15 protein-coding genes and 3 pseudogenes are annotated in these 14,565 nt (G+C 64.7%); 9 read left to right on the plus strand and 9 right to left on the minus strand.

The window, feature by feature from the left end; translation table 11 throughout:
- Positions 1–43: 43 nt before the first annotated feature.
- The gene (locus ACQ86E_RS30150; protein WP_431203063.1) at positions 44–841 is read left to right on the plus strand and encodes an aldolase; all 798 of its coding nucleotides are present in this window, start codon (positions 44–46) and stop codon (positions 839–841) included.
- Positions 842–858: 17 nt separating this feature from the next.
- Here ACQ86E_RS30150 and ACQ86E_RS30155 read toward each other — a convergent pair whose 3' ends face one another.
- Complete coding sequence (locus ACQ86E_RS30155; protein ID WP_431203064.1) at positions 859–2,088, minus strand: lytic murein transglycosylase; 1,230 nt, start codon at positions 2,086–2,088, stop codon at positions 859–861.
- A 126-nt stretch (positions 2,089–2,214) separates the two neighbouring features.
- On the opposite strand from ACQ86E_RS30155, the gene ACQ86E_RS30160 reads away from it, so the two are divergent.
- From ACQ86E_RS30160 to ACQ86E_RS30170, 3 genes are all read left to right on the plus strand, one after another.
- Complete coding sequence (locus ACQ86E_RS30160; RefSeq protein ID WP_431203065.1) at positions 2,215–2,475, plus strand: hypothetical protein; 261 nt, start codon at positions 2,215–2,217, stop codon at positions 2,473–2,475.
- Between the two features lie 57 nt (positions 2,476–2,532).
- A complete protein-coding gene (locus ACQ86E_RS30165) occupies positions 2,533–2,784 on the plus strand; it encodes a hypothetical protein (RefSeq protein ID WP_431203066.1) in 252 nt (83 codons plus the stop codon).
- Positions 2,785–2,868: 84 nt separating this feature from the next.
- The gene (locus ACQ86E_RS30170) at positions 2,869–3,051 is read left to right on the plus strand and encodes a hypothetical protein (protein ID WP_431203067.1); all 183 of its coding nucleotides are present in this window, start codon (positions 2,869–2,871) and stop codon (positions 3,049–3,051) included.
- A 6-nt stretch (positions 3,052–3,057) separates the two neighbouring features.
- On the opposite strand, the gene ACQ86E_RS30175 is transcribed toward ACQ86E_RS30170, so the two are convergent.
- Positions 3,058–3,579: a MarR family winged helix-turn-helix transcriptional regulator gene (locus tag ACQ86E_RS30175; protein WP_431206600.1), complete on the minus strand. Its 522-nt coding sequence runs from the start codon at positions 3,577–3,579 to the stop codon at positions 3,058–3,060.
- A 54-nt stretch (positions 3,580–3,633) separates the two neighbouring features.
- Between ACQ86E_RS30175 and ACQ86E_RS30180 the strand changes: the two genes are divergently transcribed.
- The gene (locus ACQ86E_RS30180) at positions 3,634–4,113 is read left to right on the plus strand and encodes a carboxymuconolactone decarboxylase family protein (RefSeq protein ID WP_431203068.1); all 480 of its coding nucleotides are present in this window, start codon (positions 3,634–3,636) and stop codon (positions 4,111–4,113) included.
- 14 nt (positions 4,114–4,127) lie between these two features.
- Positions 4,128–4,632: pseudogene (locus ACQ86E_RS30185) on the plus strand (cupin domain-containing protein).
- A 33-nt stretch (positions 4,633–4,665) separates the two neighbouring features.
- Here ACQ86E_RS30185 and ACQ86E_RS30190 read toward each other — a convergent pair.
- The 3 genes from ACQ86E_RS30190 to efp form a co-directional block, all read right to left on the minus strand.
- Complete coding sequence (locus tag ACQ86E_RS30190) at positions 4,666–5,661, minus strand: DUF808 domain-containing protein (RefSeq protein WP_431206601.1); 996 nt, start codon at positions 5,659–5,661, stop codon at positions 4,666–4,668.
- A gap of 82 nt (positions 5,662–5,743) precedes the next feature.
- Positions 5,744–7,366: a M23 family peptidase gene (locus tag ACQ86E_RS30195; RefSeq protein WP_431206602.1), complete on the minus strand. Its 1,623-nt coding sequence runs from the start codon at positions 7,364–7,366 to the stop codon at positions 5,744–5,746.
- A gap of 29 nt (positions 7,367–7,395) precedes the next feature.
- Positions 7,396–7,962, minus strand: coding sequence for an elongation factor P (gene efp, locus ACQ86E_RS30200; RefSeq protein ID WP_431203069.1), 567 nt, complete (start codon positions 7,960–7,962; stop codon positions 7,396–7,398).
- A gap of 162 nt (positions 7,963–8,124) precedes the next feature.
- On the opposite strand from efp, the pseudogene epmA reads away from it, so the two are divergent.
- The 3 genes and pseudogenes from epmA to ACQ86E_RS30215 all read left to right on the plus strand — a co-directional run bounded on the left by epmA (position 8,125) and on the right by ACQ86E_RS30215 (position 10,586).
- Positions 8,125–9,188, plus strand: a pseudogene (epmA, locus tag ACQ86E_RS30205) (EF-P lysine aminoacylase EpmA).
- The gene (locus ACQ86E_RS30210; protein ID WP_431203070.1) at positions 9,185–10,279 is read left to right on the plus strand and encodes a lysine-2,3-aminomutase-like protein; all 1,095 of its coding nucleotides are present in this window, start codon (positions 9,185–9,187) and stop codon (positions 10,277–10,279) included. Before epmA ends, ACQ86E_RS30210 begins: the two are co-directional and overlap by 4 nt.
- Positions 10,280–10,322: 43 nt before the next feature.
- Entirely contained in the window at positions 10,323–10,586 is a 264-nt protein-coding gene (locus ACQ86E_RS30215) for a hypothetical protein (RefSeq protein WP_431203071.1), read from the plus strand.
- Between the two features lie 58 nt (positions 10,587–10,644).
- Here ACQ86E_RS30215 and ACQ86E_RS30220 read toward each other — a convergent pair whose 3' ends face one another.
- From ACQ86E_RS30220 to ACQ86E_RS30235, 4 genes and pseudogenes are all read right to left on the minus strand, one after another.
- Positions 10,645–11,730, minus strand: coding sequence for a 3-deoxy-7-phosphoheptulonate synthase (locus ACQ86E_RS30220; protein ID WP_431203072.1), 1,086 nt, complete (start codon positions 11,728–11,730; stop codon positions 10,645–10,647).
- A gap of 233 nt (positions 11,731–11,963) precedes the next feature.
- A pseudogene (locus ACQ86E_RS30225) lies at positions 11,964–12,541 on the minus strand (HdeD family acid-resistance protein).
- A 77-nt stretch (positions 12,542–12,618) separates the two neighbouring features.
- Positions 12,619–13,659: a PrsW family glutamic-type intramembrane protease gene (locus tag ACQ86E_RS30230; protein ID WP_431203073.1), complete on the minus strand. Its 1,041-nt coding sequence runs from the start codon at positions 13,657–13,659 to the stop codon at positions 12,619–12,621.
- Positions 13,660–14,282: 623 nt separating this feature from the next.
- Positions 14,283–14,540 (minus strand): hypothetical protein, encoded by a 258-nt coding sequence (locus ACQ86E_RS30235; protein ID WP_431203074.1) that lies wholly within the window; start codon positions 14,538–14,540, stop codon positions 14,283–14,285.
- Between the last annotated feature and the right edge of the window lie 25 nt (positions 14,541–14,565).

A 14,565-nucleotide genomic window follows, 5' to 3' on the forward strand; every position in this document is an offset into this window, starting at 1 on the left:
GTACAAGGCGGACAGCTCCCGACCGACAAAGGTGTCCTTCGCCATGGCGCACAGCCTTCACTCCACTTCTTCCGCGCCTGAGCCCGTCCGCTCGAACCGGCCGGATCTTGCCACTGACGCGATCCGCACCGCGCGCGAGGACCTCGCCGCCTGCTTCCGCATGGCCGCTCGTAACGGATTTGAGGAGGGCATCTGCAACCATTTCTCGGCCGTCGTGCCCGGCCATGACGACCTCTTTCTCGTCAATCCCTACGGCTATGCCTTCCGTGAGCTGACCGCGTCAAAGCTGTTGATCTGCGATTTCCACGGCAATGTACTCGACGGCGAGGGCGTGCCGGAGGCGACCGCCTTCTACATCCACGCCGAGATGCACAAGCGCCTGCCGCGCGCCAAGGTCGCGTTCCACACCCACATGCCCTACGCGACCGCGCTGTCGATGACGGAGGGCGATCCGCTGATCTGGGCCGGCCAAACTGCATTGAAGTTTTACGGCCGCACCGCGGTCGACCGCGATTACAACGGCCTTGCGCTCGATAGCCGCGAGGGGGCGCGCATCGCCTCCGCCGTCGGCAATGCCGACATCGTCTTCATGAAGCATCACGGCGTGATGGTGCTGGGCCCGACCATCGCGGAGGCCTGGGACGATCTCTATTATCTCGAACGCGCCGCCGAAGTGCAGGTGCTGGCGATGTCGACGGGACGCAAGGTTCTGCCGGTCGATCCCGCCATTGCCGCCGAGACCTACAAGCAGATGCGCGAAGGCGATTCCGAATCCGCGCGATTGCATCTCGCAGCCGTCCGGCGCCAGCTCGACGCCGAAGAGCCGCAGTATAGGCACTGAGGCGTCCTACGAGCCTTCTAGGGCCCCTGCCGCAACTTCGCCAGCACCTTCAGCCCGCCATAACCATCGGCGGGCGTGATCCCCGCGCGCTGCTGAAAATCCTTGATCGCCTTCATGGTGTCGTTGCCGACGCGGCCGTCGGTGCCGCCGGTGTCGAAGCCGGCCTTGGTCAGTCGCGTCTGCATCTCCTGCACCTCGGCGAGCGTCAGCGCGCGTTCGGAGCCGGGGAAAGGCTGGATGAAGGGCGGACCGCCGAGGCAGCGGTCGCCGAGATGGCAGATCGCCAGAGCATAGTTCATCGAGGGATTGTAGCTCTTTACCGAGTAGAAATTCGGCCCCAGCAGGAAGGTCGGGCCGCCCTTAACAGGCGTCCACATCTGCGCCGATGCATTCGGCTGCGGAAACGGCTGGCCATCGGCGCGGGTGACGCCGGCCACCTGCCACGCCGCATAGGTTCGGCTGCCGCTCGCATCGCCGGACGCGCGCACCTCGTAGCCCCAATGCTCGCCGCGGCGCCACTTGCCGCGATTGACGAGATACTTTGCCGTCGAGCCCAGCGCATCGTCGGGCTTGCCGAACGGCGACACCTTGCCGTCGCCGTCATAATCGATGCCGACATTGAGCCAGACCTCGGGCATCCATTGCGAATGCCCCATCGCGCCGGCCCATGACCCCTGCATTTCCTGCGGCGTGCTCCAGCCCTTGTCGACGATGCGCAGCGCATTGATCAGCTCGGTCTCCCAATAGGCCTTGCGGCGCGGCTCGTTCCAGGCGAGCGCGGCAAGCGAGGGAAACACCGGCGTCATGTGGTTCTGCTGCACCAGCGGATCGCCATAGGCCGACTCGACGCCCCACAGCGCCAGCAGTGTGCCGCGCTCGACACCGAAATCGCGCTCGATGCGTGCGAGCAGCGCCTCGTTGTTCTTCAGCGCGATCTTGCCATTGATGATGCGCCAGTCGGAGACGCGGCGGTTGATGTACTGCCAGACCTGTTCGTGAAATTCAGGCTGATTGCGCATCTGCTTGAATACGCTCATGTCCGGCTCGACCCGCGCCATCGCGCGCTGCCAGGTCGCAGCCGAAATGCCCTTGGCCATCGCGCGTGCACGAAAACTCTCGCGCCATTCGTCGAAGCCCGGAGGCGCGGCGATGGCCTGCGCCGGCAAGGCGAGTAGAGCGGCCGCGCTGAGCGTGGATTGCAGCAGGGCGCGGCGGGTGGGATGGACCGAGGAATCAGCCTGTTTCATGGGCGCAGTCTAGCGGGAAACATGGCGCGTGTGAGTCGGTTCCTGGAACACCGCGAATAGGCCGCTCCCTCCGGAACAAAGTGTCGCACTGCTGCATTCCCTCCCCATGACAACGAGGAGGACAAAATGAGGACTTATCTGTTTGCCGCCGCCATGGTCACCGCCATCGCGGCCCCTGCATTCGCTGATGAAGTCGGCGTTCATGTCGGCCCGGTTGGCGCCGGCGTGACCGTCGGCCAGTCCCACGAGTATCGTGAGCGGGACCGCGATCGTGACCGCACCACGGTCATCAGGGAGCGCGAGCCATCGAGCCGCACCACCGTGATCAAGAAGGAAGATGAATACGGCAATCGCAGCAAGACCGTGATTCATCACGACAACGACTGACGGAGCAGGGCCCCGGCAAACCGCCGGGGCCCGCCTTCGTCGAGAATTCGGGGTGGAATGAAGATACGTGCGCATGCGGAAAGCCACGTCGTCGAGCTGGACGACGGATCGCAATGGCAGATCTTTCCCGGCGATCTCGCGACGACGCTGAGCTGGAAGCCTGAAACCGACCTGCACCTGGAGCCCAGCGACGAGCGGGTGTGTTCGCATGTGCTGGTAAATGCCACCGACCATGGCCGCGTGCGGGTGATCGCCGCCGGCGCGACCTGGCCCGATGGCGAGGTTAAGAAAGCATTGAAGGGCGGCTAGGACCGCTCATGCCTAACCGGATATTCCCATTTTTAAACCTGTGATTTTACGGTCGGTTCGCTTCCATCTGCTCATGATGGGCGCATGCGAGAGCTGTTCGACATCATTCGTGCCAATCCCTGGCCGTTCGGCGCCGGGCTTCTCGTCGTGATCCTGATGATCATCGCCGAGAACTTTGGCCGCGGCATTCATGGTGACGGCGCCGCTGGCGGCGACTTCTCGGATGCCGGCGGGTGTGACGGCGGCGGGGACGGAGGAAGCGACTAGGCCTCCCTAGTCCTCCTGCAAATCAGCCGCGATGCCGGCTAGCCAGCGGCGAATGCTGGCTTCGGCCCTGGCATCGAGGCCGCCGGCGAGACGCTTCTCCAATGCGATCACACGTTCCCGGCACGCCTTCAGCAACGTCGTTCCGCGCGGTGTCAGCGTCCATTGCTGGATGCGGCCATGGACCGGATGGGGCGTCATCCCAATGGCGCCGTCACGTTCGAGGTTGCGGATGATGACGCCGACCGTCTGCGGTGTCAGGAAGGTGAGGCGGGCGACGTCTGCGCCGGATAGTCCCGGATAGGCATTCAGCATCGTCAGCACTGCAAACTGCGGCGAGGTCACGCCGAGATCGGCAAGCGTGCGTTCCATCGTCAGCCGAACCGCGGCATGAGCCTGGCGCAGGAGATAGCCGAGATAGCCTTCTTCGCCGCGCTTGCCTTCGCCCGGGGCAGGGACGCGTACGGCGGCAGGCCCGGTGACTTTGCGCCGGGATTTCGATCTCGTGATGTCGGGCGTCTTGCGCAAGATATAAGTGCTCTTATAAGATATAAGCCGTCTTACAATAACACGGGGTGAACGGCAATGTCACACGCGCGCAGCGAATACGAGGATTTCAAGCGGATCGCACCCGATGCGTATGAGCTGGTGCTGGCGCTGGGTCAGGTTGCGGCCAAGGCGGGTCTCGACAAACAGCTGCTCGAGCTGGTCAAGCTGCGCGCCTCGCAGATCAACGGCTGCGCCTTCTGTGTTCAGCATCACATCCTGTTTTCCGAGCGCATCGGCGTGCCCGTGGACAAGCTCAATCTTGTCGCGGTCTGGCGCGAGGCGCCGATCTTTTCCGCGCGCGAACGGGCGGCGCTGGCCTGGGCCGAGGCTCTGACTTTCCTGCCCGACGGTGTCAACGACGAGGTCTACACGGAGGCCAGCCGCGAATTCTCCGAGACCGAGCTGATGTACCTGACTTCGGCGGTGGCCTCGATCAACGTCTGGAATCGCTTTGGTGCGGCGTATCGGTGGACGCCGGCGAAGCGGCCGGTGGCGGCGAATGCTGCGGCGTCCTGATTGGGGAGGTTGTTATGACAGCAATGAGTTTGGCCACCACGCAAGGCCCGGGGTCCTCGCGTGTGATGGCGCTGGCCGTCATCGGCGGGCTCGCCTGCGCGCTTGCGATCGGCAAAGCGTTGCCAGTGACGATGGACGCGGTCTCCGGCGCGCTGGCGCCGCTGTGTACAACGGCAGGGGATAGCTCGCCGCTCGACAAGGTGGAACCGATCGGCTCCTACGCGCTGCCCAACGTGCCGGGCAAGCGCGTCACCATCGTCCGCGTGTTCTATGGACCCGGAGGATTTTCGCGGCCGCACCGCCACGCGGGCTCGGTGACTGCCACTATCACCAAGGGCGAGATCTCGCTCCCAGCTCGGTGGCGGTCCGGTCGAGACGTTCGGCGTCGGACAGTCCTTCTTCGAGCCGCCCGGCGCGACGCATCTTGTCTCGGCAAACGCCAGCGCCACGGAGCCGGCGGAATTGATTGCGGTGTTCGTGGCGGACGAAGGCGCGCAACTGACGACCTATCTGGAGTAGTTCGCTTCCGTAACCGTCAAGCGTCCAGCAGGCTCAGCGGTCCGCTCGTCCGACGGATCGCCTCAATCGCTCCCATGCAGGGGAGAGGCCGTATTGCACGACCGGAATCGCAAGTGCGCCGACAAGCAGTCCGAGCACGCCTGACATGAGCGCCTCGACGGTCCATTCGATGATGCCTGCAACGGACGGAAGGATGTGCGCGGCTGCCTCGGTTGCGGCATGGACCGTGTGGCCGATCACGGGCGGGCCGTATTTTTCGAAGCCGTGCAGAATGATACCGCCGCCGACCCAGATCATTGCGGCGGTGCCGACTGTGCTCAGGACTGTCAGGAAGCCGGGCATACCGCGAACGAGCGCGCGTCCCATCAAGCGGATCGCGCGGCCAATGACGGAAGCGCCGTCATAGCGTGCGAAGGCCAGGCCCACATCGTCCGCCTTCACGATCAAGGCGACAACGCCGTATACCCCGACAGTGATGCCGAAACCCACCAGCGCCAGCACCAGCGCCTGCGTCCAGATGCTGCCTGCCGGAATGGCCGCCAGCGTGATCGCCATGATCTCCGCGGAGAGGATGAAATCGGTCTTGATGGCGCTCGCGACCTTTTCGTCCTCGACCGACCGGGCATTCAGAGCAATCGGCTGAGGTTCGCCTTCGCCATCGTGCGCCTGATGCGGCACCATCGCTTCGAACACCTTCTCTGTACCCTCATAGCAGAGAAAAGCGCCGCCCAGCATGAGCAGCGGCGTGACGGCGGCGGGCAGGAAATGACCAAGCAGAAGGGCAATGGGAAGCAGAATCAGCAGTTTGTTTCGCAGAGATCCGATCGCAATCTTTCCAACGATTGGCAATTCGCGCCGTGAGGCAAAACCGATGACGTAGTTCGGCGTGACGGCTGTGTCGTCGATGACGACGCCCGCCGCCTTCGCGCCCGCTTTGGCAGCCTGGCCCGCAACATCATCGAGCGAGGCCGCGGCCACCTTCGCAATCGCTGCGATGTCGTCGAGAAGACCGATCAGTCCGACACTCATCAAGCCTATCCTTTCTGGTTCTAGCCGAAGCTTCGCGCGGTAGCGCGCTCTTGCGCGGCTCGACACCGGAACGAGCAGGTCGTCAATTCTCCTCGCCGCTCGATCCTTCGCGCAGGTCCGGCTTGATCACGTCCTCAGGCAGCGCATGTGCCACCGGCTGCGTCGTGACTGCGATCTCCGGGCTGACCTCGCGCCCGCGGGCGCGGATCAGGCGTTCATAGGCCGAGACCAGGGTGACGTAGGGGCTGACCCAGATCCAGCCGTCGCGGGTGAACACCTGCACGTCGAAATGCAGATGCATCGACGTGCCGGCCGGATGATCGAGATAGTTCGAGACGACGCCGATCTTCTCGCCTTCGGTAACGAAACGTCCGTTGAGCACGCCGTCCGCGTTCATCGCCTGCGGGTTCATGTGCATGTAGCGGAAGCGGATGTGCTCGGTCCGGCTGTTGATTTCGAGCGTCGCCGCCTGGTCCTTGGCGCCGCGGATCACGATGGCGTCGCGCACGGCAACGACGGCGCGCTGCTTGGGATCGCAGGGCTCGCGGCCCTCGCCGGGCGGTGGGCAATCAGCGGCGCGGATATCCTCGCCCTGGTGCCCGTAACCGCCTCCGCATTGCCAGACCTCGAAGCTGCGGGACTCGCAGAAATTGTCGCGCCAGGGATAGGCGGTCGGACCTTCGCTTTTGTCACGCTTGCCGTAGGATTGCGAGCGGACGAACGCAGGCGCTTTCTCGAGTGGAAAACGGATCTGGGCATAGGCCATCACGTCGGGATGGCCGGCCTTGTTGCGATAGCCGGTGTTCGGGATGATGTCGCCGCTCGGCCGGTAGCTGAAGTCCGCCGAACGCGCCGCGGGACGATCGATGATGCTGGAGGCAACGTCCATCAGCGGCCGCGTGCGTTGGCCGCCCGCGATCCTCAGCGCTTTCAGGAAGCGCTCGGCAACCGGGTAGGCTTCCTTGCAGGCAAGCCGTCGCGGCTTGGCGACGCTGTCGAGGCACTGGACCGACACCACATAGGCCACGCCAAAGCGCGTGAAGGCGTAGCGCACATAACCTTCCCGGATGAATCTGCGCAGGTCCGGAAAGGTTGCCGCGAGCGGCTTGACGGGCTCGCCTTTCCCGCCGGCGGGATCGGCGATGTCATAGATCAGGGCCGAGCCGGTGATCTGCACCTCGACCGGCCTTGTGAAGACCCGGCTCGGCATGCCGTCACCCGCGCCAGGCTCGAACGAAAAGCTCGCGGTGTAGCCGGCGGGGCCGGCGTCGAACATGTCGACGAAGTTGAAATCGGCCTGATAGCGCGGCAGCGCCAGCGTCGCCGGCGTGCCGTTACGCTGCGCCTCGAGATAGGCTGCGGCGTCGAACGGCAGCAGCACGGGAACGGAGCTGCGGGCGATGCCGGTGAAGAATTGCGAGGAGACCGCGTTGATCTGCACCAGCGCCGGCGTCGCGCGCGGATCGTAACGCGGCACCGAACGGCGGGGCGCGAAGATGAAGTCGCCCGCGATCAGGGGGCGGCTGTTGATCTCGGTACGGAGTTGGTCGAGCGCTGCGCGCCAGTCGACGCGCAGGGCCGTGAGCGAGGGGCTGCGGATTTCGTCCGCGGCGAGCGGTGAGGCTGTGAGGAGCGACAACGACGCCAAAAGCAGCGAGACGAAGCGGAAACTCTTCCCAACCACTGTCTCGCCCCCGGCGGCAATTGTTCTGATCCCTCGCTTGGCCCTTGGCCTTAGTCCTTGGCGCGCTCGGAGTAGGAGCCGTCCTCGGTCATCACCACAATGCGGGTGCCGACCGCGATGTGCGGCGGCACGGTGGTGCGCACGCCGTTGGAGAGAATCGCGGGCTTGTAGGAGGAGGATGCGGTCTGGCCCTTGGTCACCGGCTCGGTCTCGACCACTTCCAGCGTCACGCGCTGCGGCAGCGCGAGCGAGACCACGTTGACGTCGTGGGTCGACAGCTTGACGGTCATTTCCGGTTGAAGATAGGGGGCGGCGTCGCCGACGACGTCCTTGGAGACTTGGACCTGATCGTAGGTCTCGGGGTTCATGAAGTGGTAGCCGTCGCCATCTTCATAGAGGAAGGTGAAGTTGCGCTCTTCGATGGTGGCCTTTTCGACCTGGTCGGTGGTCTTGTAGCGCTCGGAGATCTTTACCCCGTCCGAGATTCGGCGCATTTCGATCTGGCTGACCGGGGTCCCCTTGCCGGGATGGATGTTCTCGGCGCTGACAACGACATAAAGCTTGCCGTCTTGCTCGATCACGTTGCCCTTGCGAATAGAACTGGCGATGACTCTCAAAGCTATATTTCCTGCTTGCTTGGCCCGGCTCCGGCCAGGACATGGTCAAATTGATGGGGGACCTGGGGCCTCAAATCGGACCGGGGCACCCGTTTCGGGCCGCAACATACGCATTTTATCGTTGAATGCCAGCATTTTGCTGGCCTGCCGGGCGGTCGGTTGATGGCTGGGGACAAGCCGATCTCGCCGTTCTGGTCGCGCTCGCGGCACTTGGACCGGCGGCCGTTCCTCCAGGCAAGGGGCGCCATTACCACGACCCTACGAGGCTTTTTCGCCGAGCAGGGGTTCATCGAGGTCGAAACCTCCGTTCTCCAGGTCTCCCCCGGCAACGAAACCCATCTCCACGCCCCCCGCACCGAGATTTTGCGCCCCGACGGCAGCCGCGCCGCCGCTACTTGAGGACCTCCCCGGAATTCGCCTGCAAGAAGCTGCTGGCGGCGGGCGAAGAGCGGATTTTCGAGTTCGCCCGCGTGTTCCGGGACCGCGAGCGGGGTGACTTGCATCTGCCCGAATTCACCATGCTGGAGTGGTATCGGGCCGGCGCTCCCTATGATGCCATCATGGCGGATACCGTCGTGGTCATCGCCCGGGCTGCGGAGGCGACCGGGATCGGGACCTTTGCGTTCCGGGGCCGGACGGCCGATCCCTTCGCCGAGCCGGAGCTTCTGACGGTCGCCGGCGCTTTCGAGCGGTTCGCCGACATCGACCTGCTGTCGACAATCTCGGGCAGTGAAGGTAACCGTGCCGCGCTTGCCGAGGCGGCCGGCGGCAAGGTCCGAGTGGCCGGGGACGACACCTGGTCGGACATTTTCAGCAAGGTCCTGGTCGAGCATGTCGAGCCGAAGCTGGGGCAGGGCCGTTTGACCATTCTGTTCGAATACCCATCTCCAGAGGCGGCGCTGGCGCGGGTGACGGGCGGTGACGTACGGGTTGCCGAGCGGTTCGAGGTCTATGCCTGCGGCGTCGAGCTCGCCAACGGCTTTGGCGAGCTGACCGACGCCACGGAGCAACGCAAACGCTTCACGGAGTCGATGGCGGAGAAGCAGCGCCGCTACGGCGAGGCCTATCCGCTGGACGAGGATTTTCTGGCCGCGGTCGCCGCCATGCCGGAGGCGAGCGGCGTGGCGCTCGGCTTCGACCGGCTGGTGATGCTGGCGAGCGGCGCGTCGCGGATTGATCAGGTGGTGTGGACACCGCCTGCAGATGAAACGTTAAGTGAAGAATGACGAAGACCAATCTTGCACGTACATTGCGCGAGCCGGCCGAACTGGTCGCCGAAGGCCTGGCAACCGCCGCGGCGCTGCCCGCGCTGGAGAGCGTCGCCGCGCGCTATGCGGTTGCGATCACGCCGGCGCTGGTCGAGCTGATCGACAGGTCGGATCCCGACGATCCGATCGCAAGGCAATTCGTTCCGAGCGCTGCTGAGCTGGAGATGCGGCCGGGCGAGAACGCTGATCCGATCGGTGATCACCCGCACTCGCCGGTTCCTGGTATCGTGCATCGCTATCCCGACCGCGTGCTGTTCAAGCTCGTTCACGTCTGCGCGGTCTATTGCCGTTTCTGCTTTCGGCGCGAGATGGTCGGGCCCGGCAAGGAGAATGCGCTCTCGGACAGCGCCTATCGCGCCGCGATCGACTACATTCGCGCGCACAGCGAGATCTGGGAGGTGATCCTGACCGGCGGCGATCCCCTGATGCTCTCGCCGCGGCGGATGAGCGAAATCATGGCCGATCTCGCCGCGATCGATCACGTCCGGATCATCCGCCTCCACACCCGCGTGCCCGTGGCCGAGCCTGCGCGGATCAGCGATGAAATGGTCGCAGCATTGAAGGTCGAGGGGGCGACCACCTGGGTCGCGCTGCATGCCAACCATCCACGCGAGCTGGCCGGCCCGGCGCGGGCCGCCTGCGCGCGACTGGTCGATGCAGGGATTCCCATGGTGAGCCAGTCCGTGCTTTTGCGCGGTATCAATGACAACCCGACCGCTTTGTCGGATTTGATGCGAGCTTTCGTCAGATCCCGGATCAAGCCCTATTACCTGCATCACGGCGATCTGGCGCCGGGAACGTCGCATCTGCGCACCACGCTCGCCGAGGGGCAGGCGTTGATGCGGCAGTTGCGCGGACGGGTGTCAGGACTTTGCCAGCCTGATTATGTCATCGACATTCCCGGCGGTGCCGGCAAATCGCCGGTCGGGCCGAATTATGTGTTGGCGGAGCAAAATACCGCAGCCGATGCACGTGATGCAGATCAGGAAACGCGCTATCGTATCCTGGATTATTGCGGCGACGTTCATCTCTATCCGCCCGAGGCCTGAGCGGTAAAAGCGGTGACGCTGGTTTGAGGATTGGAGGAGAGACATGAAGAAGATCATCGTGGCAGCATCGCTCGTGGTCTTGCTCGGTGGCGCGGCGGTCGCGCAGACCGGCAGCAAGGGATCGACGTCGGGCGGTGCCACGGCCGGACAGTCGGCGGGCTCTCTGCCGCAGGCACCCGTCGGTCATCGTCAGCCGCGCGCCGGCGACGTGCCGAACGAGAAGAATTTGAGCGACCCGAACGATCCGCTCAGCAAGGAGAACCAGGCGCTCGACAAGAAGATCAAGAGCATCTGCCGCGGCTGCTAGTCCATGACGGATGGCGGGCAGGGCGCGACAGCTCGCCCCGCCCGCGTTTGCTTTGACTTTACGCCGTACGCTCGTGCAGGCCCGCGCGCTTGGTGTTGCGCCGGATCTCGACCGCGTCAGCGAGCTGCGCGAGCACGGTGGCCGTGGTCGTCCAGTCGATGCATCCGTCGGTGATGCTCTGGCCGTAGGTGAGCGGCTTGCCCGGCACCACGTCCTGACGGCCGGCGACGAGATTGCTCTCGATCATCACGCCCATGATGCGGTTCTCGCCGCCGGAGATCTGCCCGGCGATGTCCGCCACGACCAGCGGCTGGTTCTCCGGCTTCTTGCTGGAATTGGCGTGGCTCGCATCCACCATGACCAGCGGCGCGACGCCGGATTTCGCCAGATCGTTGCAGGCCGCCGCGACGCTGGCCGCATCGTAGTTCGGCGTGCTGCCGCCGCGCAGGATGATGTGGCAGTCCTCGTTGCCCGCGGTCGAGGCGATCGCCGAGCGACCGAGCTTGGTGACCGCCATGAAATGATGCGGGTGCGAGGCCGACTTCACAGCGTCGGCCGCGATGCGCACATTGCCGTCGGTGCCGTTCTTGAAGCCGACCGGGCAGGACAGCCCCGAGGCGAGCTCGCGATGGATCTGGCTCTCGGTCGTGCGCGCGCCGATCGCGGCCCAGGACACGAGGTCGGCGATGTATTGCGGCGTCGTCATGTCCAGGAATTCCGTCCCGGCGGGCAGGCCGAGATTGTTGATCGCCGACAGCACGTTGCGCGCCAGCCGCAGGCCCTTGTTGATATCGAAGCTGCCGTCCAGGTCAGGGTCGTTGATCAGGCCCTTCCAGCCGACGGTGGTCCGCGGCTTCTCGAAATAGACCCGCATCACGATCTCGAGCTGATCGGCGAGGTCCTCGCGCAAGGCAGCGAGGCGCTCGGCATGCTCGAGCGCAGCCTTGGGATCGTGCACCGAGCAGGGGCCGACCACGACCAGCAGGCGGTCGTCCTGGCCGTTGAGAATGGCGTGGGTGGCGTTGCGCGACGCCATGACCACGCGGGTGGCCGTGAGTGTGCGCGGGACTTCCCGCATCACCTCTTCCGGCGTGCTCAGCTCTTTCAGTTCGCGGATACGAAGATCGTCGGTCGTGCTCAGCACGGCGGGCTCCTGTTTGTTTCGAACCTGCCGGCCAATAAAAAAGCCGCCAGGTCTGGCGGCTTGTTCGGACGTTTGCTGCAATGTTTCAGATTGAGCGCGATCCTCCTGCCGCCAGCGAGCTGTCGTAGCTAAAGTACCAATAGAAGCTGGTGGCGACGGTGATCATGTGACGGCATATAGCGCGCCACCGGCGGGTTGTCACCCCCCAATCGGCGCGGGCGTGGCAAGGCGTCTCAGGTGTTGCTGTTGCGTGCCGCCAGCGCCATGCCGATCAGGGTGGAGCCGCCGAACAGCAAATTGATACCGACGAGGACACCGATCGCCCATTCAGCCGAGCTCGGCAGCCCCGTGATCACCATGAACGAGATCGCGATGTCGACGAGGCCGAGATCAGCAGCCACGACCAGCGGCCGCTCAGCTCGCGGCGGTGCTCCAGCGCGTACATGATGGTGGCGATGCCCTCGGCGAGGAAGTAGGCGCCGAGCACGATGGTCAGCGTCAGCACGGCCTGCATCGGCCGGGCCAGCAGCAGCCCGCCGGCAAGCACGGCCAGCGCAGCCGAGATCAGCGACCACCAGAAGCCCGGCGTGCTCCGCGCCCAGTAGGTCACGATGAGGCCGCCGATGCCGCTGATCAGGAACATCCAGCCGAGGAAGATCGCGATGGCGAGGCTGGCGAGAGGCGGCAGGATCAGCGCGGCGACGCCGAGAACGACGAGCAGGATGCCTTCGAACAGGAAGGCCTTCCAATGCGATTTTACCGTCTGGCTCATTGCGGATTGGAGCCGGGAAAGATCCTCAGGCGATGTCATCGGCAGGCTCCAGATCGGAAATCACAAGGTGGGGACTCAATGTAGTACGTGCGCACTACGCTTGCCATCCCCGCGGATCACCCGCCGCCGTGCGCTGACGAAAAACCTTCGCCAGTGGTGCGGATGCGGTTACGGCCAAGAACATAGATCGCGGTCGTGACAATCAGAAGCGCGAGGCCGAGCAGGATCGAGACGAACCCGATCGGGATCAGGGCCAGCGTCAGATTGCGCTCGGGGTTGATCAGCCAGTGGTGGATCGACGTCAGCACGAACGCGAGCCCGAGAAAGCCGACGCCGCCGCCGGCGAGCAGCAGTGCCCACATCCGGCGCAACTGGCTGAGCCGTTCGCGTGCGATATCGGTCCGGGGCGCGTGATGGCGCGCGACGCGGCGGACCAGGCGGATGGCGAAGGCGATTGCGCCGAAGCCGATCAGGAGGCTCGCGGCACCCAGCCACATCCGCAAGCTGGGATCGAGATCCGGCATGCGCTGCAGGGCGAGCAGCGGGAAGTCGAAAGCGGAATGCAGCGCCAGCGGACCGCCCAGCATCAGGAGGCGGCTGGAGAGGCGGGCCCAATCGCGGTTGTGGCGGTTCGCCCCCAGCGCGGTGCCGGCGCGCGCGATCGTGAGGTAAGCGCCGGCGATGATGCCGAGCGCGCCGTGGAACGGCACCGTCAGCACGCTGCGCAAGGCGGCCAGCGAGCGCCACATCTCGGCATGCTGCACGAGGTAGGCAAGGTTTTCATAAGCGGCGAAGCCGAGGCCGACCGCGGCGCCATAGACCACGGTGTCCATCGGATTGGCAAAGGTCCGCCGCTTGGTCGAGGCGACCAGCACGATGGCGACCACCTTCACGGCTTCCTCCGGCAGCGCGACGCCGAAGATCGAATGCATGGCCAGGGCCACCCAGGGATCGTCGGGGGCCGCGACCATTTTGGCGAAAGGCGCACGGGCAAGGCCCAGCAGCGAGATGCTGGCCGCGCCGAGCAGGAACGCGGTCCAGACCTGGGCCGGCGGTCCCGGGCGCTCCTCGGCGGCAATGACGAGCCACAGCATCAGCAGCGCCGGGGCGATGGCCGCAGTTCCGATGACGGTTGGCAACGCTTCAATCAGGTACATCGGCGCCGAAAATAGGTTCCCTTGAGTCTGTTAGCTACGCCTTGCGATGCGACCATGTGTCATGTGCCGGCTGTCGCTTCGCTGAACAAGCGCGGCAGCCGGCATTCATCAGGATCGCCATTGAACGTGCAGAATGTGAGCACAATCAATTGCATGACAGAGCCACTTCGTCATCGACGACAACGGACATGCCGCTGTCATAGGATTGCGATTTGTTAGTCAGATCAAGGAAATGCGAAGATTTCTTCGATTCAGGATGCACACCGCCCGGCGCCGAGTCCAGAGGCCGGATTGGCCCCGTCCGGATAACGCGCGGATGGGACGATGGGTCTAGTCACGCTTCGTTGTGCGCCCGCGCGACGGTGACGTGACCCGGCGAGCCCGCACCTGCTCGAGCTGCCAGAAGACGCGCACGAGGCACGTGCCTAGGCAGAACACGATGAGCAGCAACAGGAAGGCCTGGTCGACGGCTGGGATCTGGATCATGCCGCTGATTAAGCAACGCCTATGCCACTTGTTCCCCTAGGGTCTGCGCTGTACGCAGCCGCACGTCCCGCAAGGCGCGGCTTGCGCAGGGCGAATCGTTCGCGCGGCAAGGCGCGCGTGGCCGCGTTTCCTGCTCGTCAGTGCGTGGTGAACGGCGGCGGCATGTCGGGCGCGATATCGAAGGCGCCGAGGTGGAATTCCTCGCCGATGGACTCATCCGGCTCGGCTTGCTGCGCAAGCAGCGTGAACGCGGCTTGCGGGTATTGCTTCCAGATATCGAGATCGCCGGCGGTGATGGTCAACCAGCCGAACGTGTACATGTAGCGCCCGGGCTCTGTGACCCGGCCGACCCTGTCCCAGGTGATCTTATCGACGGTGACCTTGTCGACTGCCATTCGGTTCCCCGATCGCAAGTCTGCC

Source organism: Bradyrhizobium betae (genome assembly GCF_050632175.1).
GTDB lineage: Bacteria > Pseudomonadota > Alphaproteobacteria > Rhizobiales > Xanthobacteraceae > Bradyrhizobium > Bradyrhizobium betae_B.